At 34.6% G+C, this 20,567-nt stretch carries 27 protein-coding genes; 20 read left to right on the forward strand and 7 right to left on the reverse strand.

The genetic code is table 11. The annotated features are described in order from the left end of the window. Nucleotides 1-4 precede the first annotated feature (4 nt). Nucleotides 5-829 carry a helix-turn-helix domain-containing protein gene (locus GYV61_RS05890; protein ID WP_174795143.1) on the reverse strand — a complete coding sequence of 275 codons (825 nt, stop codon included), beginning with the start codon at nt 827-829 and terminating at the stop codon, nt 5-7. 204 nt (nt 830-1,033) lie between these two features. On the opposite strand from GYV61_RS05890, the gene GYV61_RS05895 reads away from it, so the two are divergent. The 4 genes from GYV61_RS05895 (at nt 1,034) to GYV61_RS05910 (ending at nt 3,308) form a co-directional block, all read left to right on the forward strand. Then, nucleotides 1,034-1,297 carry a hypothetical protein gene (locus tag GYV61_RS05895; RefSeq protein WP_046332672.1) on the forward strand — a complete coding sequence of 88 codons (264 nt, stop codon included), beginning with the start codon at nt 1,034-1,036 and terminating at the stop codon, nt 1,295-1,297. A 27-nt stretch (nt 1,298-1,324) separates the two neighbouring features. Further along, a complete protein-coding gene (locus GYV61_RS05900) occupies nt 1,325-1,579 on the forward strand; it encodes a hypothetical protein (RefSeq protein WP_174795144.1) in 255 nt (84 codons plus the stop codon). A 338-nt stretch (nt 1,580-1,917) separates the two neighbouring features. After that, nucleotides 1,918-2,775: an HNH endonuclease gene (locus tag GYV61_RS05905; RefSeq protein ID WP_174795145.1), complete on the forward strand. Its 858-nt coding sequence runs from the start codon at nt 1,918-1,920 to the stop codon at nt 2,773-2,775. 170 nt (nt 2,776-2,945) lie between these two features. Continuing rightward, nucleotides 2,946-3,308: a hypothetical protein gene (locus GYV61_RS05910; RefSeq protein WP_174795146.1), complete on the forward strand. Its 363-nt coding sequence runs from the start codon at nt 2,946-2,948 to the stop codon at nt 3,306-3,308. A 46-nt stretch (nt 3,309-3,354) separates the two neighbouring features. On the opposite strand, the gene GYV61_RS05915 is transcribed toward GYV61_RS05910, so the two are convergent. Next, nucleotides 3,355-3,693 (reverse strand): hypothetical protein, encoded by a 339-nt coding sequence (locus GYV61_RS05915; protein WP_174795147.1) that lies wholly within the window; start codon nt 3,691-3,693, stop codon nt 3,355-3,357. A gap of 174 nt (nt 3,694-3,867) precedes the next feature. Here GYV61_RS05915 and GYV61_RS05920 point away from each other — a divergent pair, with 174 nt between their 5' ends. The 8 genes from GYV61_RS05920 (at nt 3,868) to GYV61_RS05955 (ending at nt 9,916) form a co-directional block, all read left to right on the forward strand. Next, the gene (locus tag GYV61_RS05920; RefSeq protein ID WP_174795148.1) at nt 3,868-4,533 is read left to right on the forward strand and encodes a type 1 glutamine amidotransferase; all 666 of its coding nucleotides are present in this window, start codon (nt 3,868-3,870) and stop codon (nt 4,531-4,533) included. A gap of 621 nt (nt 4,534-5,154) precedes the next feature. Further along, complete coding sequence (locus tag GYV61_RS05925) at nt 5,155-6,165, forward strand: ABC transporter ATP-binding protein (protein WP_174795199.1); 1,011 nt, start codon at nt 5,155-5,157, stop codon at nt 6,163-6,165. Beyond that, nucleotides 6,146-6,967 (forward strand): ABC transporter permease, encoded by an 822-nt coding sequence (locus GYV61_RS05930; RefSeq protein ID WP_194240818.1) that lies wholly within the window; start codon nt 6,146-6,148, stop codon nt 6,965-6,967. The genes GYV61_RS05925 and GYV61_RS05930 overlap by 20 nt, the downstream gene beginning before the upstream one ends. Before the next feature lies 1 nt (nt 6,968). Then, entirely contained in the window at nt 6,969-7,754 is a 786-nt protein-coding gene (locus GYV61_RS05935) for an ABC transporter permease (protein WP_174795149.1), read from the forward strand. Between the two features lie 263 nt (nt 7,755-8,017). Beyond that, nucleotides 8,018-8,110: a putative holin-like toxin gene (locus GYV61_RS05940; RefSeq protein WP_081945322.1), complete on the forward strand. Its 93-nt coding sequence runs from the start codon at nt 8,018-8,020 to the stop codon at nt 8,108-8,110. Nucleotides 8,111-8,726: 616 nt separating this feature from the next. Further along, a complete protein-coding gene (locus GYV61_RS05945) occupies nt 8,727-8,903 on the forward strand; it encodes a hypothetical protein (RefSeq protein WP_174795150.1) in 177 nt (58 codons plus the stop codon). After that, entirely contained in the window at nt 8,900-9,550 is a 651-nt protein-coding gene (locus tag GYV61_RS05950) for an ATPase (RefSeq protein ID WP_174795151.1), read from the forward strand. Before GYV61_RS05945 ends, GYV61_RS05950 begins: the two co-directional genes overlap by 4 nt. Before the next feature lie 63 nt (nt 9,551-9,613). Continuing rightward, nucleotides 9,614-9,916, forward strand: coding sequence for a hypothetical protein (locus GYV61_RS05955; RefSeq protein WP_146207101.1), 303 nt, complete (start codon nt 9,614-9,616; stop codon nt 9,914-9,916). Between the two features lie 322 nt (nt 9,917-10,238). On the opposite strand, the gene GYV61_RS05960 is transcribed toward GYV61_RS05955, so the two are convergent. The 4 genes from GYV61_RS05960 to GYV61_RS05975 form a co-directional block, all read right to left on the reverse strand. After that, complete coding sequence (locus tag GYV61_RS05960; protein ID WP_110446635.1) at nt 10,239-10,427, reverse strand: IS3 family transposase; 189 nt, start codon at nt 10,425-10,427, stop codon at nt 10,239-10,241. Beyond that, the gene (locus GYV61_RS05965; RefSeq protein ID WP_174795152.1) at nt 10,427-10,585 is read right to left on the reverse strand and encodes a hypothetical protein; all 159 of its coding nucleotides are present in this window, start codon (nt 10,583-10,585) and stop codon (nt 10,427-10,429) included. Before GYV61_RS05965 ends, GYV61_RS05960 begins: the two co-directional genes overlap by 1 nt. A 94-nt stretch (nt 10,586-10,679) precedes the next feature. Further along, nucleotides 10,680-11,156 (reverse strand): nucleoside 2-deoxyribosyltransferase, encoded by a 477-nt coding sequence (locus GYV61_RS05970; RefSeq protein WP_046325572.1) that lies wholly within the window; start codon nt 11,154-11,156, stop codon nt 10,680-10,682. Nucleotides 11,157-11,180: 24 nt separating this feature from the next. Beyond that, a complete protein-coding gene (locus tag GYV61_RS05975; RefSeq protein WP_110446634.1) occupies nt 11,181-11,981 on the reverse strand; it encodes a tyrosine-protein phosphatase in 801 nt (266 codons plus the stop codon). Between the two features lie 143 nt (nt 11,982-12,124). Here GYV61_RS05975 and GYV61_RS05980 point away from each other — a divergent pair, with 143 nt between their 5' ends. The 6 genes from GYV61_RS05980 (at nt 12,125) to phnE (GYV61_RS06005) (ending at nt 17,722) form a co-directional block, all read left to right on the forward strand. Next, nucleotides 12,125-12,616 (forward strand): universal stress protein, encoded by a 492-nt coding sequence (locus tag GYV61_RS05980; protein WP_110446633.1) that lies wholly within the window; start codon nt 12,125-12,127, stop codon nt 12,614-12,616. Between the two features lie 518 nt (nt 12,617-13,134). After that, entirely contained in the window at nt 13,135-14,067 is a 933-nt protein-coding gene (locus tag GYV61_RS05985) for a phosphate/phosphite/phosphonate ABC transporter substrate-binding protein (RefSeq protein WP_110446632.1), read from the forward strand. A gap of 325 nt (nt 14,068-14,392) precedes the next feature. Then, the gene (locus GYV61_RS05990; protein ID WP_122026544.1) at nt 14,393-15,319 is read left to right on the forward strand and encodes a phosphate/phosphite/phosphonate ABC transporter substrate-binding protein; all 927 of its coding nucleotides are present in this window, start codon (nt 14,393-14,395) and stop codon (nt 15,317-15,319) included. Between the two features lie 21 nt (nt 15,320-15,340). Further along, complete coding sequence (gene phnC, locus GYV61_RS05995; protein ID WP_122026543.1) at nt 15,341-16,114, forward strand: phosphonate ABC transporter ATP-binding protein; 774 nt, start codon at nt 15,341-15,343, stop codon at nt 16,112-16,114. After that, complete coding sequence (phnE, locus tag GYV61_RS06000; RefSeq protein WP_174795153.1) at nt 16,107-16,910, forward strand: phosphonate ABC transporter, permease protein PhnE; 804 nt, start codon at nt 16,107-16,109, stop codon at nt 16,908-16,910. Before phnC ends, phnE (GYV61_RS06000) begins: the two co-directional genes overlap by 8 nt. Beyond that, a complete protein-coding gene (gene phnE / locus GYV61_RS06005; protein ID WP_110446630.1) occupies nt 16,910-17,722 on the forward strand; it encodes a phosphonate ABC transporter, permease protein PhnE in 813 nt (270 codons plus the stop codon). Before phnE (GYV61_RS06000) ends, phnE (GYV61_RS06005) begins: the two co-directional genes overlap by 1 nt. Before the next feature lie 57 nt (nt 17,723-17,779). Here the strand turns inward: phnE (GYV61_RS06005) and GYV61_RS06010 are convergent, their stop codons facing one another. After that, the gene (locus GYV61_RS06010) at nt 17,780-18,346 is read right to left on the reverse strand and encodes a DNA-3-methyladenine glycosylase I (protein ID WP_174795154.1); all 567 of its coding nucleotides are present in this window, start codon (nt 18,344-18,346) and stop codon (nt 17,780-17,782) included. Nucleotides 18,347-18,534: 188 nt separating this feature from the next. Between GYV61_RS06010 and GYV61_RS06015 the strand changes: the two genes are divergently transcribed. Together GYV61_RS06015 and GYV61_RS06020 are read left to right on the forward strand one after the other, a co-directional pair. Then, the gene (locus tag GYV61_RS06015; RefSeq protein ID WP_046325563.1) at nt 18,535-19,020 is read left to right on the forward strand and encodes a hypothetical protein; all 486 of its coding nucleotides are present in this window, start codon (nt 18,535-18,537) and stop codon (nt 19,018-19,020) included. A gap of 55 nt (nt 19,021-19,075) precedes the next feature. Continuing rightward, nucleotides 19,076-20,473, forward strand: coding sequence for a metallophosphoesterase family protein (locus GYV61_RS06020; protein ID WP_174795155.1), 1,398 nt, complete (start codon nt 19,076-19,078; stop codon nt 20,471-20,473). Nucleotides 20,474-20,567 lie beyond the last annotated feature (94 nt).

The raw sequence follows: 20,567 nt of genomic DNA on the forward strand, positions 1-20,567 counted from the left end.
TTATTTAAAAAAATTCTGCGATTTCCTGTTTTAAACTTTCTGCCAAGTTTTCGGCACCAATTTTTTGTAATAAGCAAATTTGCTTAAGCGCTTCTTGTTTCTTTTTCTGGCAGATTGCTATGCGGACATTAACAACAAGCAATTTATCATACTGTCTTAGGCTCTTTAATAAAGGCTTTAAACTATCTAAAGTAGTGACAGCTAACTTAAATTTGTGATGCGTCATTTGTATTATTGCCTGATTAATTAGCGTATTGGTTTTCAGAGCTTTCATAAACGGATAATGATTGTCTATATTAGCAATAATCTTGGCAATAATTTCGTTTGCTGTTTGATAGTCAAAGGCAAATAAAATTGAATTAAGGATCGTAATATCTGTAACAGTAAAAATCTCGATATTACGAAGAGAGTTGAACCAAATAGGTTGAACTAGTTCTTGTGCATGAGTAAATCCTTTTTGTTTATCGACTAATAGTAGAGCTTTAAGAATAATAGTAATTCGTTTAATATCATCGTCGTTTTTGACTAAGAGACAATCTTGTAACAAACTATTTATTTTATCCTTATCAATACTACCATCAAGGTTTAAAAACCGATGCAGAAGTTGACTTTTAGTACTAATATGATAACCATTACTAATATATTCAAACTCGTTGGGAGTTAAACCCAGTCGCTTTATTAATTTAAGTTCATTTTCATAAGTAGTTGATAATTCAGTATTTTCAATTTTTGAAATTGTACTACGGTCAAATAAATCTTGTGCTAAATCTTGCTGGGTCATTTTACGTGTAGTTCTAAGACTATGAATTGTTTTGCCAAAATTGCTCATGGTATTACTCTTTTTATGTTTATTTATTCTTAGAATGATGTGCTGATTTTGCACATTATTAATAATGGTTTAATGCTATTCTTAGTTTAGAAATAAATCAATAATTATATCTGATTTATTTCGTTAATTAAGAAGTCGTCATCTTACCTATAAAGACGTAACAGCATGACTTTTGTACATTTATTTGGAAAGGAGGATAAATACATGACCGAAACAATAGCAGGGGTATCTTTAATCATTACATGCTGGTGTTTGGGTAAAATCTATAAAGATAATCCAGCAATCAAATTTCTTAGGACTAATCGGGGAATGATATTGATATTAACCTCCGTTTCCTTAGTAGCCTTTGAATTAGTAATACATAATTTTCAGTTTGGCCAAATTTTACCGGCTTTCCATTCTGGAATTGTTTTGTTTATTCTGTTAGGTTTATTTTATATTTTTAGGGATTATCGTTCAGCAAAATAAACGATAGAGTTATTATGAGGTGAAAATATGTTGTGGATTATGATTTTACTTCTTATAGTATTTGCGGGAATGGAATATACAGGAAGAGAACAACTGCAAGCTCTTAACAAGATTTTTGCTGGGGTAGCAATTGCAATTATTGTTATACCACCAGTTGTATCGTACTTGCTATTTAAGAATTTCACTGCTTTAAACAGTGTCAGCATTATTCTTGGGGTAGTTCAGGTATGTGTACTAGCAGCAATATATTTTATATTCAGAAAAATTGCTTTGAACGATTAGTTATTAAAAGCATAAAATAATTTGTAATAAGAATTTTAGCGTTAAAGTGCTTCTATTAATAGATTAGTAATCTAATTATAAGAAGCATTTTTTCTATGATAAAAATAAAGCTATTTAACTTTGATAAAAAATCAAAATAAGCGTTTTGAATACATGTATAGTAATAATATGCTATTATAAAAGTTACTAAATAATAATCCAAATTTAAGAACAGGTGATAGCCATGATTCAGTGCAATAAAAAAATTAATTTACTACACAAATTAAGGAATATGTCTTTTTCGAGTTTACCTTGTAGCAAGATTAAAGAAATTAATGACATTGACTTAACAAAATTTAATGCAATTGGCTATATGGGGAGGAATTCTTCTTATATATTCCACTCATAATGGCGAAATATTATGCACGAAATCCAGTAAAAGTCAAACTGCATCTCATGTAAAGCAAGTATTTGAAGATATTGAAGACTTTTCTACCAAAGCAGATTGTAAACTTCTTATTGTTGTTGAAGAGGATTACGTCTTAAAAGATATGCAAAAAGCAGACTTTGAAAATCAAAATACGATTCTCAATAGAATGAAAGAAAATGGCTGCAAAATTATTGGGGCAGCAGAATATCACAGCAGGTTTGGTTTTAAAGTTCCTAATAATACCCCGCCTTTAAATGAACAAGAAAAAAGAATTGTTTATTACTTATATGATGGGAAATGTGTTTATTGTGGCAAGTGTCTCTGTTTTACTGATAGTCAAATAGATCATATTGTTCCTAAAAAAGAGGGCGGCAATGATTATTATAAAAACTGGGCATTAGTTTGTGAGCCTTGCAACGAAAAAAAGTCTAATAGGATTTTTGGCGATCCTGAGGAATGTATCGGGGAGAAAGGAAAAAACTACATAAGAAAGTTAAGTGAGTGTTACCACTTTTATAAAGCAAAAATAGATAATGACGAAAGATATATCTTAGTTAGAGAACAAAAAAATTTTGGCTTTAGAAAATACTTTACCATGTATAAAAAAGTAGATAATAAATATTTAAATAGGGATAATAAAAACGGTGGGTATCAGTTCATTATAAATACAGTTAACAAAGATAATCTTGAGAAAATAAAAGAAAATGGGAACAAAATAGAAAACGCGCTGGATCCTAAGGGAACGGATATGTGTGGAACATCTAAGATAGATAATTGGCTGAGTTAATTTGAAATTAATAAAATTTAAAGAAAATTTTTCTACTAATTAGTATAGCTTATCAATATATAATTAAGGACTGGTTATCATTATGCAAATGATAGCCAGTCATTTTTATATGTTGCTTTTTTAATAAAATGAATTACTATTTGGTCAACTTTATAAATGAGGTACCGCTTATGACTAGAAAAGTGAAATTTGGTATATTTGCATGTATTGTTGCTGCAGGTCTTTTTTTATTTTACTATTGGGCATCAAATGACTATGTACCTGACATAGCACAATATCAGGTTAATCAAATAATAAGAAAACACGATACCCGAGAAATTAACCAAGTAGCAACTAATAGGAAAACAGTGAAATTTTTACATTCTCTTAAAACAAGTGATCGCTGCCAGAAAATTAGCAAGTTTCAAGGTGGAACTGAAGAATGTGGCTATTATGTTGCAAGTATCAAAAATAAACCTGTTGGGATTTATATGCAAAAAAAATCCAATTCTTTTTGGAATTGGAAAATAAAAAGTATCATATGTTTTGATTGAGCTGTTGCAGAACTTTTTATCTACTACTTTCCCTAAAACCGGCAGGTTAAAATAGGATAAGAAATAAGTATGCATCAATCTGCGGAATATACGAAGTCAGATTAGTCCTATCAAAAATTAATACTAGAAGCGAAAATGCCAAAGCTGCTAAAAATAAGCACTTGAAAAACTTTTCTCCGCCATCCAGATTAGCCTTTTGAATAATTTTTACAGGGTGGGTGGTTTTAATGAAAATAGCGCCTAGCAGTAATATCACACCAAAGAAAAAGTAAGTATATATAGCTATTTTATTTTTATGATAATAAATAAAAAGAATACCAATTAAAAATTGTAAAATGCCCATTAAAAATAAGGCAATTTTCGGATTAAGTTCATATTTCAGCATGATTTGAAACCTTTCAAAATTAAATTTAATAAGTCTATGCAATAAAAAAAGTAATATTTTTACTGTATAGACTTAAACTATACCTTATCACTAAATTATAATAATATTAAATTATTATTTGAATATTTTATTAAAAACATTATGGTGCTAAATTATTTTAAAAGGAGCAAAGTGATGAGAGTTAATGTTTTACAACACACGCCAAACGAAGGCCCCGGTTCAATTCAGGAATGGGCCGACCTGCATCAGCATGATTTTTATGTATATCATCCCTATCAGTTTGGCATTTTGCCCGTTGCTGCCACAACAGATTTACTAGTTATCTTAGGCGGTCCTATGAGTCCAAATGACGATCTGCCATGGATTAAGCAAGAGCGCCAGTTAATTAAGCAGCTATTTCAGGAGGGAAAGCCTGTTTTAGGAGTATGCTTTGGCGCCCAACAAATTGTTAAAACTTTAGGCTATCAGGTTAAAAAGGCACCGGTTAAAGAAGTGGGCTGGGGTCCGGTCAAGTTGCAGTCCAAATTAATAAGCGGTTTGCCTGAAAGTTTAGAAGTATTGCATTGGCATGAAGAAATGTTTGAAATACCAGATGAAGCTGAAATTTTATTTGCAAATGCAAATTTACAAAATCAGGCTTTTGTCTTAGGCAAGCGAGCCGTGGGTTTGCAGTTTCACTTAGAACCAGAAAAAGATAATATCAAAGAGATTGTGGTTAACGATTCTCAATATCTTTCTGGGTCGATGTTTAAACAAACAGCTAAGCAAATTATTGAGCATCCTGTTCCTAAAGAAAATAAAAGGGCAATGTTTCGCATTTTAGATTATTTGACGGAGTAAATAATTTAGTTATAGAAAATTTGTTTTAAAATTACTTGAAAGTGATGAAATTACCGTTAAAGAATGGGAAATTTTGATTGCAGTTCTCCAAGATTTAAAGCAAAAGCATTATCTCCCGCGCAATCGGTGTTTAAAAGCTGGTCTTACACCAATGGCAGTGAAAAATGAATTGTCAGCTGGCGCTGGCAAATTTTACCTTAAAATAATAAACAGTAAGTATCATGACGGAGGTTTAAGAATGATTAGCATTGGGGCGTATATTAAAAAGAGCATTTTTAGGATTTTTATTAAGTCAGAAAAGATCTTTTAATAGAATTTAATTTGGGACTAACGCTTGATAAGAGAAAGTTAGTCCCTTTTTGCTTAACCATTATAAATAGTTAAAACATTTTGTTACCGCTAACATTAAACTAAATATTGATTTGTCAGAACTTTATGTTAGGACTATATATGTGCCTAAAATAAGGGTCTCTCTTGTCTAGCATTAGTTAATGTAACAAAAGTACTTAATTTCTAGCTTGTAAATTGTTAATGATATTAAATCATTAGCAAATTTTATTATGCGAAGCAAGAAGGAAAGAAGAAACAAAAAAGGGAGGGAAAATTTTGTCTAGCAATTATATGATTGAAGTTCACGATTTAAATAAGACATTTAAAAAAGTAGTAAAGGAGAAAGGATTAGCTGGCAGTTTAAAATCATTATTTAATCCTCAAACTGTGGACTTTGAAGCTGTTAAGAATTTGACTTTTAACGTTCCAAAAGGACAAGTATTTGGGTTTATAGGAGCCAATGGAGCGGGTAAATCGACAACAATCAAGATGTTAACTGGCATTCTTACACCAACTTCCGGTAAATGTACTATTAATGGCTTTAACCCTCAAAAAGACAGAAAAAAGTATGTTCAAGAAATAGGTGTCGTTTTTGGACAAAGAACACAATTATGGTGGGACCTTCCTCTCCAGGAAACATATTCTGTATTAAAAGAAGTTTACCAAGTTCCAGATAAAGAGTTTAGGACACGTATGGGATTTTTAAATGAAATTTTGGATTTGAATGATTTCATTAATGATCCCGTTCGAACGTTATCATTGGGGCAAAGAATGAGGGCTGATATTGCAGCCAGCTTATTGCATAGACCTAAAGTTTTATTTCTAGATGAACCAACAATAGGATTGGATGTGTCTGTTAAAGATAAGATTAGGAAAGCAATAACTGCAATAAATCAAGAAGAAAAAACGACTATTTTATTAACTACACATGATTTAAAAGACATTGAGCTACTATGTCAGAGAATATATTTGATTGATCATGGGGAAAAGATTTTTGACGGTTCAATTGAAGAACTAAAAAAGCAATACGGTAAAATTCATGAAGTAGTTTTTAAGCTTGAAAATAAAAATGACTCTAGCATCTTAGAGTATCAAAAGAAATTTAGTAATATTGATACTGCAGTTGCTGAAGATACGGTCCACGTTTACTTTGATGCAACTAAAGTTCCTTTACCTAACATAATAAAATATACCTTAGATCGGGTGCCTATAGTTGATGTAGCTGTTAAGGATCCTGACGTAGAGGATATTGTGCGGAGATTTATCAGAAGGGAGATTGGTAATGATTCCGAGAAGGTTTAAAAAGTACACACCTTTTATCAGTGCTGGCTTAAAAATTAGTCTTTCATACCGTTTAGACTTTATTTGTTATCGACTAGGAGACATTCTTGAAGCTGTAGTAACATATTTTCTTTGGATTTCAATTTTTAATTCATCAAATGCAGTTACTATTGGTGGATTTAGTATTCAACAAATGAAACTTTATGTGTTTTTAAGCTTTTTTGTTAGCGTAATTACTAAAACTGGCGTCAGTGACAATATTGGTGAAGAAGTTAAAGATGGATCCATTAGTATGAGATTATTAAAGCCAATTAACTTTGTAGATACATATCTTTTTAGTGAAATTGGTATAAAGCTCTTGCAGATAATAATGCTGGCAGTACCAATATTTGGCGGTATTTTGATTTTTCAAAGTATGAATCCCAGCAGCGTTCCAATTAATTTTCTAAATATACTATTTTTTGCTTTTTCGGCGATTCTTTCATACTTTATCAATTTCTATTTTAATGTTTGTTTTGGATTCACAGCTTTTGTTTCTAAAAATCTGTGGGGCGCTAGAGTGATGAAACAGGCTATTATAGCCTTTATGTCTGGATCATTAATTCCGCTTTCCTTTTTTCCAAAAATTATAGCCACTGTTTTACAGATTTTTCCGTTTGGATCGTTTGTTTATACACCAGTAATGATTTATTTAGGTAAGTATCAAGAGTTGGAGCTGCTCGAAGTACTGGGAATTCAATTATTTTGGGCGCTAGCGTTTTATTTATTATCGAGATTTATTTGGTCTGTGGTAATTAGTAAGTTAACGATTCAAGGAGGATAAAATGCTAAGGTATTTTAAATTACAAAAAATATTTATTGTCCAATATTTAAAACAATTAATGGAATATAAAACTGATTTTGTAATTGGAATTATAGGTGTATTTTTGACACAGGCATTAAATATTGCTTTTTTATGGATAATTTTCTCCAAGATTCCATCATTATATGGGTGGACTCTAACTCAAATTGCCTTTATTTACGGCTTTTCTTTGGTTCCCAAAGGGATTGATCATTTATTATTTGATAATTTATGGAACTTGGGGAAAAGAATTATTAGAAATGGTCAGTTTGATAAATATATGTTAAGACCGATTTCACCACTTTTTCAGGTTTTGATAGAAACATTTCAACTAGATGCATGTGGCGAACTCATAATTGGAATTGCATTATTAATAAAAACTAGCAATATCGTCCACTGGTCATTGTGGAAGGCTGCTTTGTTTATAATTGCTATTCCCTTTGCGACCTTAATTTATACTAGTATTAAAATAATTGCTGCAAGTATTGCTTTTTGGAGCAAACAATCAGGTAGCTTGATGTATATATTTTATATGTTAAATAATTTTGCTAAATATCCTGTAAGTATATATAACGGAACTATTCGTATTATTATTAGTTTTATCATTCCTTTTGCGTTCACAGCATTCTATCCTGCCAGCTTTTTTCTAACTGGCAATAAGGGATGGTTTAACATTGGAGGCTTAATAATAATATCAATATTGCTCTTTACACTATCCTTGTTAATATGGCATAAGGGAATTTCTGTCTATGAAAGTTCAGGATCTTAGATGCATTATTAAAATTCAACAATAATTTCATTTTGTTTGATAACTTTTATTTCACATTAAAAACCAAGCCATTTCAATGGCTTGGTGTATATGATTATAGATAATTTTCCTAAAATCTGGTTAATATTTGAGATTGGTTTGTTATAATTTAATTAGCGTAGAAAAGTTAAAAGGACGGTAGCTGCCGCTTTCATGAAGGAAGTGAGGCCTATGAACTATTTTGATTCATACTTCAGTCTCCCAAAAGAAAGGAGCAGCAGTTGATGAGCACTGCCGAAGCGTTAAGTTTAATGCTTAACTTTGGTATGTTTATCTTGACCTTGTTAATGTTTATTGACAAGCATCATGATAAATGAGCAAAATCAAAAAACCGTCCTAGATACTGGCTGGGCGGTTTATAAATTTAAAAAATTATAACTATAAGCGCAGCTACCGTCCTTTGTGGTGGCTCTACGTGAGGAAGACTTATTGGCGTAAGTCTTCCTTTTTCTTACACCTGTATTTTAGCATGAATGCTTTTATGGTGCAATTAAGTATTATAGAGCAGAATTCATAGCGCTAAAGTATATAAGGCATTTTAAATTGCAAAGATAGAGCTAATTTAACAACATGCAATTAGTTTACGCGCTAAACTATAAACTTCCTAAACAATTGAAAACATATAACAAAACCGTCCTAGATTGATGTGACCCCCAAATTTGTCCTAAATTTGGGGGTCATTTCAATTAAGCGCAGGAACGTTTTTGGTTTACATAAAAAGGTATAGGGAAAATATTTCTATCAAAACAAAAGTAGATCAATTCTTGATTAAAGCAAATGCTGAGAGCGCAATTCTAAGGCCAAGTTCATTGAAGTTAGCAAGACCACAAAAGACCAAATCCCAAAGGTTTTTTATGTTAGAACACATACTCTCTAAATGATATAATCATCAATAACTAGTAACGCTCATTTTATAGGAAAGGGGTAAAAATAATGGTTAATCCAAAACAATTAGAAGAAGATATTAAGAATATGAACTATGATCAGATTAATAAAATGATTGACAACTCGACTAATCAAGTTGATACCAATTTCTGGATAACAATTCGGGATCGCGCACTTCAATTACGACAGAGACAGATAATTAATCGTAAAGACTTTATTAGATGAGTATAGATCTATATATGTTTGCAGGAGTTAATGGAGCCGGGAAATCAACTCTGTATAGCTCAATAGATGCAAATGAGCGTCCCAAAATTAAAAACAGTAGGCGTGCTAATGCAGATGAAATTGCCCGGAACAACCACTGGGATTGGCGCGACCCTGTAAGCAATTTTAAAGCAATGAGAATGGAAGTCAAAAGAATCAATTCTTTTATTGCTAATAAACAAAGTTTCAATATGGAAACTACTTTAGCTTCTTCCAAAAAAACTTATATAAACATCTTAAGTTCAGCTAAGGAGCAGGGTTTTACTACACATTTATTATATGTGGGCGTTGATAGTGCAGAATTAGCTAAAGAAAGGGTTAAGTATAGGGTAGCTAAAGGCGGTCATGGGATACCTGACGAAGTAATTGATCGACGCTATTCAAAATCAGTCAAGAATTTAGAATTACTAGCTCCATTATTCGATAGCGTAGAACTATATGATAACACTAATGTATTTCAGACTATTTATGAAAGAAATAGGTTAAAGACGACGACTTTTAAAACCTCTATAGTCTGGGCTCAGCCAAGCATTATGGCCGATAAGCATGCGATTAGAGTTAAGCAACTTGCTCTGCAGCGACTTAAAAGAGCAAAGCGAAAGGAATAAAAATATAGTTATTGCTAATTAGAAGGATAGCATATGCCATCCTTTTTATTTAGAAAGGAAATAATGAACGAAAAGAAACAAGAAGATTTAATACTTGCTATAAAAACAAGTATTAAAAATGATTTTGAATATAGAATTGAAAAATCATATAAAAATAGTGTTTTTATTGTTGTGTATTCTACTGAAAGTCTCTCTAGCATTTTACATTTATGTGGAACGCTTGGTGCCTTTTTTAATTATGGTAAGGCAGAAGAAGTCGATGAAATTCATGCTTTTGAATATGAAATTTCAATAACTGATTATGGACTTGATCTTTCAGAGGTTGCAAGATTGATACGTGAACACATAGATCCTAATGATATTTGATAAGACCATCTATCACTAGAGTTAAAGAAGGCACTTTAAAGTGCCTTCTTTAATTTGCTTAGAGTAGTTGAAAAAGTGACTAATAAAGTTCATGCTTCGTTGGTTACAAATAAACAATAGAAGAATTTTACCACCGTCAAAATCAACCTTAAATTTTTTAAGTTTCAGTTCAATAGAGTACACCCATCAATGATCGGTGATAAATACTTCTTTTGCTCATTGAGCTTAAACTCCGTCGCATCTGAATACCATTTGTGATTGGGATAAACTGCACTTAAACTGCACTAAAGCTGCGTTTAAACAGGTCAGGCTTGATCGGACCCTAAGTGCTGCGATAGCTGTTGTATTTGTGCCAGCGTTTACTGACTATGCCAAATAATTTCATTTTGTTCATTAAGCGCTGCACTTTTTTATGATTGATTAATAAACCGCGCGGTCTTAGTTCCACAGTAATGCGGCGATAGCCATAGCGGTGCTTTTGTTCTTCATAAATAGCTTTAATTTCAGCCATTATTTCTCGATTATCCCGCTCTTTGTCCTTCTTCTAGTGTAGTAGTAATTACTGCGAGATAGATGGGGCAGATTCTGATTGGCATTAGTGGTTCCAACCTGATAGTTTTGCCAAAGATTAAAGATTTCAATTTTGTCTTGCTTAGATAATTTAGCCATAATAATACCCCAAATTTGTCCTAAATTTGGGGTCATATCACAAAAGAAACGGTTTTTATTTGTCTTATTTAGTTTTGATTAAACAAAGTTCTATTTAATAAGCAGCTCCATCATAAAAGTCAAAACGAGGTTTATTGAAGTCAAAGTCTTTTACTTCACTGAGCTTAAGTGCAATATCGCAAACACCCCAGCTCATTAAATTGATTGGTTTGCCGTAGTCTTCATCAGGAATAACCAATACAATGTATTTTCCTTGGGACAGCGCATAACCCAATTCCATACCGAGACCTACATCTTCTTCATCTGGTAAATAGACGCCGATCATAATATCGCTGGTCTTAATACCAGTTAAATCACCGCGGTAAGTAGCGGTTTCCCATTCACGATCACGCAGATATTCGGGATGCTCCTCGACATTGATGCCTTTGTATTGATGATCTAAAGGAACATAGCTGTTTTCCAGGTCAATGGTTGGGTTTTCTTCTAAAGCTTTCATTGTCTTCTTGTAAGCGTCGTTTTGCTTATCGTTAAACCAACCAGCACCAAAATAAACAGTCTTTGTTTTAGTCATAAAATTTCTCCTTACCATTTAAACCTATTTTAAATATATTTCACGTAATTTACTGATTTCATCATCAGTTAATCTCATAATATCATGTAAGTAGTTTTCAACGCTACCATAATTTTTATTTATAGTTGAAACTACAAAGTCAATGTACTCGGAGTGCACGGTTTGCAAGTCTTTTAGGATATTTACTGTAACGTCATTTGCTCCTTCATCTTTGGCTTTTTGCAAAAAATCATGGACAAAGTCTTTGGTGGCAACGTTTGTTAACAGGTAATCTTTTTTGATAGTTTCAAATGGCACACCAAGTGCTGATAAAATCAGTAGTGCTGCAAAACCAGTTCGGTCTTTACCAGCGGTGCAATGGAAAATTACACTCTGGTCTTCTTCGTCATTAGCTAGCAGTACATCAAAAAAGTGGCGGTAAGCTTTTTGAGCAGACTCGCTTTTAATCATGTCATCATAGGCCAAAAACATGTGGTCAAATCCGGCTTTGGGATCTTGGTTTTTTTGACTAAGAATTTCATCAATTCCCTTTGATGACTCGGTCAAGTCCTCACTAAATACCGGATCAAAATTGTAAATGGCGCCTGCAGGAACCCGATCAGGTTCTTTTTCAGCCTCATCTTTGCTCCGGAAGTCAACGACATACTTAACGCCATAGTCATGTAAAAATTTCAGATCGGTTTTATCCAGTTTGGCTAAGTTAGCTGTTCTGAGTAATTTATGCATTTTAACAGTTTTCCCGTCAGTAGTTTGATAGCCGCCCAGCTCGCGGAAATTACGGCCACTTGTTACGCCAATTAATTGATTTTTAAGTTTTTGGGTCATTGAATACCTCCACCTTTGCGTTTGACAATTACACTTAATTTTAGCAATAAACTAGTATATAAACAATTATAAAAAAACCTAAGTGGATAGTGAAATTATGGTAAAATAAACAAAAGAACATTATATTTCAAAAGGGTGAGAACATGGAAACGAAAAAAGCTAGCATTTTAGTTCCAGTTGACGGTTCAGAGTCGGCAGAAAGATCCTTTGATAAAGCAGTTAAAATCGCAATGACGGAAAATGCACATATCGATGTCTTAAGTGTCATTGATACCAGACAATTTTTGGGTGAGATGCAAGATACACTGATTACGGGCGACACCGTTTATCAGATGACGCAAGATTCAGAAAAATATCTTAAAAGCTTAAAAGAATGGGCTCATGACAACTTGGGCTTTGATGATATTGATTATCACATTCGTTATGGCAGTCCGAAGGCGATTATTTCCTATGACTTTATTAAAGATCATCACAATGATTTGATTATCATGGGTGCAACTGGACTAAATGCAGTCGAAAGAATGTTGATGGGTTCAGTTACTGAATATGTTAATCAACATGCTTTGGCTGATGTTTTAATTGTCAGAACAGACGTTAATAATAATCCACTTAAGCCGCAAAACGGTAAGAAATAATTATACATAAATTTAAAAGCATACGATCAACAATTCGTGTGCCTTTTTTGTATTGAATACTGAACCTTAAAGCACTATGTAATGATAGTGTTCGTAAATATAACTTTCATTATACAATTTTAAAATAAATTTTGATATTTTGTTGCCATTTTGCGAATATTTATGGTATCATCATTATGAAATGAACGTAATTATACTGTTTGGAAGGTTGAGGGCAATGAAGGTAACAGGAAGAATTTATAATTTATTTTCCTATTTATGTACTGTTCAACTAGCTTTGTTAACCGTTCGTTTTTCTTTCAGAATAACTACCAGGGCATGATATGACATTGGTCATATCATGCCTTTTTATTTGCTTAATTTCAGGAGGATGTAATGAAAAATAGAAACGGAAGCTGATTCGGGTTAATTTTATTTGAATATTTACATGAATAAATTGCCATGAATATGACAACGAAGTTTATGCTTAAACAAAATTAAAGTTATGGTAAACGTATTTATTAGGAGTAAAAAAACAAATGACCAAAATCAAAAAGTTTCTGATAGCATGTTTTGCATTATTATTAACCGTTGGTGCTACCGCATGTTCCAATTCAAGTAAGAAATCAAGTTCAAGCAGTAACACGCCAAAGTCACTCAACGTCCAGTTTGTTCCCAGCGTAGCAGCTAACAAGTTGGAAGCACGGGCTAAGCCTATGGAAAAGTTATTGTCTAAGCGTCTGGGGATTCCGGTACATGTTTCAATGTCAACGGACTACAACGGACTAGTTGAAGCCATGAAATCTAAGAAAGTAGAAGTCGGCTTTTTACCTTCAGATGCCTATATTATGGCGCATAAGCAAAAAGCAGCTGATCTGCTTTTACAATCTGTTCGTTATGGCATTAAGCAACCAAATGGTGTTCAAACCAAAGAATTAGTTAATTCTTATCGTGGTGAGATCCTGGTTAAGAAGGATTCAAAAATTAAGAGTTGGAAGGATTTAAAGGGTAAGTCAATTTCTGTTCAAGATATTACTTCCGATTCTGGCTATGTTTTCCCAGTTGCCGAATTAAAGCAAAAGGGTTTAGATGTAACCAAGAGTTGCAAGACGGTATCTGTTAAAGGCGCTGACCAAGGCGTTTTAAACGTCTTAAACGGTGACACTGATGCAGCCTTTGTATTTGAAGATGCTCGTAACAATGTTAAAAATGATGACCCGAAGATTATGAGCAAAGTAGTACCAATTTACTTCACTAAGCGTATTCCTAACGACACTATTTCAGTCATCCCAAGTTTGCCAAAAGCTTTCCAGAAGAAACTGGCTAAAGCATTTATTGCTATTGGCAAGTCTAAAGAAGGTAAGAAGATTATTGAAAATGTTTATAACCAGGAGGGTTATACATACGCCAAAGATAGTGACTACGATATTATTCGTCAATACAATAAAATAGTTTCTTCTACTAAGAAATAGTTTCCCCAATATTTTAAAAATCTCAAAAGGCTACATACCAAGAATTAAATAAACTTTCTTAAACAAAATAAGATTTCTAGTCAATTCTCTTTTCTAAATAAAACATTTCTGCTATTATTTGATAGAATAAATACGGTATGTCGAAAGGAGGGTGAAGGTAATGCAAAAACGGCGCTTGGCGTTCATTGAAGTTTTTGCAAAAAAGCCTTTTCGTTCCTTTCAAAATGGTATTGTTCGCTTTTTAGTAAAAGTGTTATTGAAAGACTTAGTTTAATTCACATTCGTGTTTTTAGCTAAAGTCTTTTTTTATGTCTGGGAGGGCATGATGAAAAAATTTAGAAAAATACTAGCTGGTGCCGCTATTTTTTTAGTAGCATTCATGATGGCTGCCTGCTCAAACAAAGAAAAGAGCAAAGATACTGGCACGCCTAAGTCTTTGAACGTCCAATTCGTTCCTAGTCAGGCTGCCACTAAACTGGAATCTCGTGCAAAGCCGCTGGAAAAAATGTTGTCGGATCGTTTAGGCATTCCAGTACACGTATCAATGTCTACCGACTACAACACGGTGGTTGAAGCTATGAAGTCTAAGAAAGTTGATGTGGGCTTCTTGCCGCCAAATGGCTACATTTTAGCTCATAAGCAGGGTGCAGCAGATGTCTTGCTCCAAGCTCAAAGATATGGTGTTAAGCAACCTGATGGACGACCAACTAAGGAACTGGTTAACTTCTATCGCGCTGAAATTGTGGCAAAGAAAAATTCCAAAATTAAGAGCTGGAAAGATTTAAAGGGCAAGTCTATTTCTATTCAAAGTCCTACTTCTTCAGCTGGCTACGTTTTCCCAATTGCTGAATTAAAGGAAAAGGGTCTTGATGTGCGCAAGAGTTGCAAACTAGTGACAGTAACTGGTCAAGACCAAGCTGTTTTAAATGTTCTCAATGGCGACACAGACGCCGCATTTGTTTTTGAAGATGCACGAACGATTGTTAAAGACGATAATCCTAAGATCATGAGCCAAGTTGTTCCAATTTACTTTACTAAGCCTATTCCAAACGATACCATTTCCGTTGTTCCGAGCATGAGTGAATCATTCAGAAAGAAATTGGCTAAGGCATTTATCGCTATCGGTAAGTCCAAGAAGGGTAAAAAGGTCATCGAAAGTATTTACACTCACGAAGGATATGTCCACACTAAGGACAGCGACTTTAATGTTGTGCGTAAGTATGAAAAAATTATTGAATCGACCAAAAAATAAAGAATACAAAGGAAGTTTATAATGGCAGATTCTGCAGTTAAGCCAATAATCGAATTAAAAAACGTTAAAAAAGTTTATGGCAAAGATGTTGTTGGTTTAAAAGACGTCAATTTAACTATTAATAAAGGTGAATTTGTCGTTATTGTTGGTCTATCTGGCGCCGGCAAATCAACACTTTTGCGGTCGATTAACCGTTTAATTGATATTACTGAAGGTGATATTTTAATTAACGGTGAATCTATTACCAAGGCCAAGGGTAAAAAGTTAAGAACACTGCGCCGGCATATTGGAATGATTTTCCAAAGCTTTAATCTGGTTAAACGGTCAAGTGTTCTGCGTAACGTTTTAACAGGCAGAGTGGGTTATTATCCTACTTGGAAATCTACTCTCAACCTTTTTACTAAAGAAGATAAGCAGCGCGCGTATGATGCACTCCAGCAAGTGGATTTGGCAGACAAGGTTTATTCACGAGCTGATGAATTGTCTGGTGGTCAGCAACAAAGGGTAGCGATTGCTCGTGTTTTGACTCAAAACCCGGATATTATTTTGGCGGATGAGCCGACAGCTTCACTTGACCCACAGACTTCACGTCGCGTAATGAAAGACTTGCAGATGTTGAATGAAAAGCATGGTATGACGGTAGTCATTAACCTGCACAGCGTCCAGTTAGCACAAGAATTCGGTAAGCGGGTCATTGGTGTTCGTGCTGGTGAAATTATTTATGACGGCAAGATGTCAGATACTCCGGCATCCACGTTTGATCAGATCTATTCCGGTGGTGATCAAGATGAGTAGTACAGAGCAAGAAAAGCTGATGACTTTACCTAAGAAAAAGTTTAAAATTTTGAATTGGCTTTGGGTGCTGCTTTTTGTCGCCGGACTATTCATTTCAACTAATGAAACCAAAACAGATTTGGGTGCTCTATTTGCCAACTTTGGGGAATTTGCCGATATTTTCTTGCAAATGTTGCACCCAGACTGGTCATACCTTGCAACAGTGGTACCGCTGTTGCTTGAAACTATTAAGATGGCGATCTTAGGCACGGCAATAGGTTCTGTAATTGCTTTTATTTACTCTTTGCTTATTGCCCGCAATATTGTTAAAAATAAGGCAGTTACGGGTATTTTGCGGATAATCATGAACATTATCAGAACTATACCGGACTTGCTTCTTGGTGCCATCTTTGTCGCTATTGTTGGTATCGGACCGGTAGCCGGTGTCTTGGCACTAGCTATTTGTACATTCGGAATTGTGGTCAAGCTCTTTTATGAAGCTATTGAAACTATTGATCCGGGTCCGATTGAAGCATTAACTGCAGTTGGGGCTAATAAAATACAAATTATTGTCTTTGCGGTTTTGCCACAAGTTATTACCTATTTTATTTCTTATTGTTTATACGCATTCGAAATTAATGTGCGGGCTTCAACCGTTTTGGGTTACATCGGTGCCGGTGGTATTGGATTATATCTGCAACAAACACTGCAAATCTTCGATTATCCGAAGACAGGTACAATTATTATTGTAATTATCATTGTGGTAGTGCTGATTGACTACGTTTCATCTAAGTCACGGGAGGCGTTGATGCAATAATGGATACAAGTATGAAAAAGTTGCCTCCTAGGCCTATAGATGTTAAAAAGCGTGCCTTTCACTGGTTGATGGCTATTATCACAGTAGTGCTGATTATTTGGTCGTGTACTGGTATTGACTTTGGCGGCATTAAAGAAACAGCCGGTCAAATTGCAGGTGCGATCTTTTCTGGTATTTTCCATCCTGACTGGTCATATGTTTATAACGGTACGGGTGAAGATCTGCTTTCGCAGCTTTGGGAAACTGTCTGCATTGCCTTTTTGGGCACATTTATTTCCGCTATTATTTCACTGCCGTTTGCCTTTTGGGCAGCACATACTAAGCATAAGCACTGGTATGTCTCACGCTCTGGTAAAATTGTGCTGGCAATCATCAGGTCATTCCCAGAAATTGTTTTGGCCTTGATGTTTATTAAAGCTGTAGGTCCAGGATCGGCAGCCGGTGTTTTGGCCTTGGGTTTTCACTCAGTAGGAATGCTCGCCAAGCTCTTTTCTGAAGCAATTGAGAACTTGGATGATGGCCCTAACGAAGCAGTCACTGCGGTTGGTGGTTCAAAAACAAATATTATTATGTTTTCTACTCTGCCTAATCTGATGCCTGCTCTTATTTCAAACACCTTATACCGGTTTGACGTTTCAATTCGGTCCGCTTCTATTTTAGGCTTAGTTGGAGCCGGTGGTATCGGTTATCCGTTAATTATTGCGCTGCAATATCGCCAGTGGAACCGTGTTGGTATCATTTTATTAGGTATCATTATTATGGTTGTTGTAATTGACTGGATTTCAGGCTGGATTCGGAAGAAATTAGTATAAAATGCAAATATAACAAATGGTGAATCAAGTTGGTAACTAGCAACTTGATTCATTTTTTTAGCCGTGATATTTAAATGGGCAATTTTCAAGGTGATCGTTAATTAAGCCTACGCTTTGTAAGAAAGAATAAATAATTACGGGACCCACAAAAGTAAAGCCGTCTTTTTTCATCTGCTTTGCTAGTTCTTGTGCAATCTTGTTGGTCGTTGGTACTTCAGCACTTGTTTGGGGATGATGAATAATGGGTGTAGGAATAAACTTTTGCAAATAATGCGCGAAACTACCGTATTTGGCATCAATAATTAACAGAGCGCGAGCATTGGTAACTGCCGCCGCAATTTTTCTTTGATTGCGGATAATTGCCTTGTTCTGCAGTAAGCGAGTTTGGTCCAGCGCACTCATTTGAGCAACTTCTTCTGGAATAAAGTTGTGAAAAGCCTGCTTAAAGCTTAAACGTTTATGCAAAACAGTGGACCAGCTGAGTCCGGACTGAAACAGTTCTAGTACCAGCATTTCAAATAAATAGCGTTCGTCTAAATTTAGTTTGCCCCATTCGTGATCGTGGTATTCTCTAACTAAAGCATCATCATGGTCACTCCAGGGGCAGCGAGTGATATCATTCATTTTTATTCTCCTTAAATATATCTTAGCGTTCATAAATAAATACGCCAAAAGTTTTCTATCCTTTTTAAAATAATTTGACTAGTAACTTTTAATTATTTTCTTTTTCCTAAAATATTAGAAACTTTGTCCTCAAAAAGTGCAATAGTAGTTTTTTTGGTATAATATATATTGAACTTTAGGAGGAAACCATGGAGAAGTTAGAAATAGTAACTTTGGCCGATGACTTGGCCGCAAATCAAGAGAGTATTTTAAATAAAGAAACGGATTTTGACGCCGAGGCAGTTTATCGTGTAATTGATAATTTGCACGTATTGCATAAGCCAATAAAAGAATACTTCGGCATGACTCAGGAAGAGTATTATGACACTGAAAGTGATCATAAACTGACTTTGATTAAATTATCAGAGCAGTTAACCGATTTACATGATCGGATTTTAACTAACCACGTTGACGGTTTTGTTGACAAGAATGAAATCAACTTGACTTATAATCATGAAAATCCTTATGAAGATGGATTTTACAATGATATAGTAGACTTTCACGTTGTTAGTTACAGCTTAAAAGTAATTGGAGCCGTTGAAGAGGTAGCGCCAAAAACATTACAAGGAGTTTTGTCTAAGGATGCACTTCTGTCAATTGGTTTAGCGGCACACGCTTTAGAAAAAAGTTTATAATTTTAGAGCTGAAACATGTGTGTTCAGCTCTTTTTCTTTCTGCTTGAGGCAAAAAATGGGTGTTTTTAAGTATGCTAAAGGATTAGCTGATAAAATAAACGGGGCTAAGCTGCATTCCTTATTTAAGAAAAAAGATACACAGCTTGATCCCATGCAAGACTATTTGACAGTAGGAGAATATCACGTTGATGGTGAACAAAGAACTCCCAATGATCAACCTTATACCTTGACTGTCTATCAAGATGAAGAAAAGGTGTTGCACCAGGCATTGAGCTTGGAAAGCACGGATAAGTTAGAGCCTGAATATGTGCGCAGGTATAGTCCTGAACTGCAGCGTTATCGCGCTTTTGTCAACCGTAAAACCGGCAGGCGTTACGTGGTAGAAGAATATCTCGACCGCTTTATTGAAAGAGTAAAAGGCCGCATTCGTACAGGGAAAAATTCTGTGAATGTGAGTGTCATTACGGACACTCATTATAAGGACCGTAACAGTATGGACTTTTATGGTTGGAATGGTCTGACACATGTTAATGAATTTTCTTATCTTGATGATTCCGGTCTTCTTAGTTTAAAAGTTCATTTAGGCGACTGGATCGATGGCTCTGATACCGGCTTTTTGGGCGAAAGTGAGTTAACTAAACTGCGTGATTCTTTTAAATCAGATAAGGTGCCTTATATTTTAATTAAAGGAAATCACGATGAAAATGATAAATTCGATGAACATCATGATTTAAGGGCTTCTTTTCCTGAAAATGAATTTGAAGGAATTATGTGGCCTGCTATGTATCAGCAAGATGGCATCCATTATATTTCCCGCCAGCACGGTGTTTGTTACTATGATGTGGATGACTTGCGCTTTATTTCTGTTAATACTTCAGACTTGCCCTATTATCTGGATGCACAAGGCAGAAAAAAATATGATGCTAAACTCACTTTGGCTGTGAGGGAAGATCAAATAGAAGAAATTATTGAAATTCTGGAGCAGTCATCGAATAAGCAAATTATCTTGATGAGTCATGCCAATCCCATCAATCGTAAGGGTTCAAACGCATTAAAGTACAACGGTCGTTCACTGCATGAACTGCTGGTAGCTTTTAATCAAGGTGAAAAAGGAGAGATGCATTCCAGCTTTGGGCTGCCTCCTGAATTTCGTTTGGCAAATGAGTTTGATTTTACTAATGTAAAAAATGCCCGCATTATTGCCTACTTCTGCGGCCACAGACATAGAGAAGATCAGTACCGGATTAACGGAATCCAGTATATCTTGTTTAACTGTTCTGCACTGATGGGTCCTAATCACGCCTTGACCACCAAATACAATAAAAATTGGAAAAGGCAAATTGACCACCAAACCGAATTTGCCGGTTATATTGTAAACATTGATTTACAAAGACACTATATTCAGACCTTCGGTTATGGTGCTGCCAGCAAACGCAGAATCTTTTATATTTAGTAAAGTCGCGACGGGCAATTTGGAAATTGCCCGGTTCTTAGCATATAATGGAAAAGTTAAAATGAAGACAAAAATATACAAAGTAAGACAAATT

The organism is Lactobacillus melliventris (genome assembly GCF_013346935.1).
In the GTDB taxonomy this organism is placed as follows: domain Bacteria; phylum Bacillota; class Bacilli; order Lactobacillales; family Lactobacillaceae; genus Lactobacillus.

Excerpts from the sequence above, each read along its gene's own strand:
- GYV61_RS05890 (WP_174795143.1), bottom strand. The coding sequence starts at position 829 with ATGAGCAATTTTGGCAAAACAATTCATAGTCTTAGAACTACACGTAAA.
- GYV61_RS05895 (WP_046332672.1), top strand. The coding sequence starts at position 1,034 with ATGACCGAAACAATAGCAGGGGTATCTTTAATCATTACATGCTGGTGT.
- GYV61_RS05900 (WP_174795144.1), top strand. The coding sequence starts at position 1,325 with ATGTTGTGGATTATGATTTTACTTCTTATAGTATTTGCGGGAATGGAA.
- GYV61_RS05905 (WP_174795145.1), top strand. The coding sequence starts at position 1,918 with ATGCAATTGGCTATATGGGGAGGAATTCTTCTTATATATTCCACTCAT.
- GYV61_RS05910 (WP_174795146.1), top strand. The coding sequence starts at position 2,946 with ATGACTAGAAAAGTGAAATTTGGTATATTTGCATGTATTGTTGCTGCA.
- GYV61_RS05915 (WP_174795147.1), bottom strand. The coding sequence starts at position 3,693 with ATGCTGAAATATGAACTTAATCCGAAAATTGCCTTATTTTTAATGGGC.
- GYV61_RS05920 (WP_174795148.1), top strand. The coding sequence starts at position 3,868 with ATGAGAGTTAATGTTTTACAACACACGCCAAACGAAGGCCCCGGTTCA.
- GYV61_RS05925 (WP_174795199.1), top strand. The coding sequence starts at position 5,155 with ATGATTGAAGTTCACGATTTAAATAAGACATTTAAAAAAGTAGTAAAG.
- GYV61_RS05930 (WP_194240818.1), top strand. The coding sequence starts at position 6,146 with ATGATTCCGAGAAGGTTTAAAAAGTACACACCTTTTATCAGTGCTGGC.
- GYV61_RS05935 (WP_174795149.1), top strand. The coding sequence starts at position 6,969 with ATGCTAAGGTATTTTAAATTACAAAAAATATTTATTGTCCAATATTTA.
- GYV61_RS05940 (WP_081945322.1), top strand. The coding sequence starts at position 8,018 with ATGAGCACTGCCGAAGCGTTAAGTTTAATGCTTAACTTTGGTATGTTT.
- GYV61_RS05945 (WP_174795150.1), top strand. The coding sequence starts at position 8,727 with ATGGTTAATCCAAAACAATTAGAAGAAGATATTAAGAATATGAACTAT.
- GYV61_RS05950 (WP_174795151.1), top strand. The coding sequence starts at position 8,900 with ATGAGTATAGATCTATATATGTTTGCAGGAGTTAATGGAGCCGGGAAA.
- GYV61_RS05955 (WP_146207101.1), top strand. The coding sequence starts at position 9,614 with ATGAACGAAAAGAAACAAGAAGATTTAATACTTGCTATAAAAACAAGT.
- GYV61_RS05960 (WP_110446635.1), bottom strand. The coding sequence starts at position 10,427 with ATGGCTGAAATTAAAGCTATTTATGAAGAACAAAAGCACCGCTATGGC.
- GYV61_RS05965 (WP_174795152.1), bottom strand. The coding sequence starts at position 10,585 with ATGGCTAAATTATCTAAGCAAGACAAAATTGAAATCTTTAATCTTTGG.
- GYV61_RS05970 (WP_046325572.1), bottom strand. The coding sequence starts at position 11,156 with ATGACTAAAACAAAGACTGTTTATTTTGGTGCTGGTTGGTTTAACGAT.
- GYV61_RS05975 (WP_110446634.1), bottom strand. The coding sequence starts at position 11,981 with ATGACCCAAAAACTTAAAAATCAATTAATTGGCGTAACAAGTGGCCGT.
- GYV61_RS05980 (WP_110446633.1), top strand. The coding sequence starts at position 12,125 with ATGGAAACGAAAAAAGCTAGCATTTTAGTTCCAGTTGACGGTTCAGAG.
- GYV61_RS05985 (WP_110446632.1), top strand. The coding sequence starts at position 13,135 with ATGACCAAAATCAAAAAGTTTCTGATAGCATGTTTTGCATTATTATTA.
- GYV61_RS05990 (WP_122026544.1), top strand. The coding sequence starts at position 14,393 with ATGAAAAAATTTAGAAAAATACTAGCTGGTGCCGCTATTTTTTTAGTA.
- phnC (WP_122026543.1), top strand. The coding sequence starts at position 15,341 with ATGGCAGATTCTGCAGTTAAGCCAATAATCGAATTAAAAAACGTTAAA.
- phnE (WP_174795153.1), top strand. The coding sequence starts at position 16,107 with ATGAGTAGTACAGAGCAAGAAAAGCTGATGACTTTACCTAAGAAAAAG.
- phnE (WP_110446630.1), top strand. The coding sequence starts at position 16,910 with ATGGATACAAGTATGAAAAAGTTGCCTCCTAGGCCTATAGATGTTAAA.
- GYV61_RS06010 (WP_174795154.1), bottom strand. The coding sequence starts at position 18,346 with ATGAATGATATCACTCGCTGCCCCTGGAGTGACCATGATGATGCTTTA.
- GYV61_RS06015 (WP_046325563.1), top strand. The coding sequence starts at position 18,535 with ATGGAGAAGTTAGAAATAGTAACTTTGGCCGATGACTTGGCCGCAAAT.
- GYV61_RS06020 (WP_174795155.1), top strand. The coding sequence starts at position 19,076 with ATGGGTGTTTTTAAGTATGCTAAAGGATTAGCTGATAAAATAAACGGG.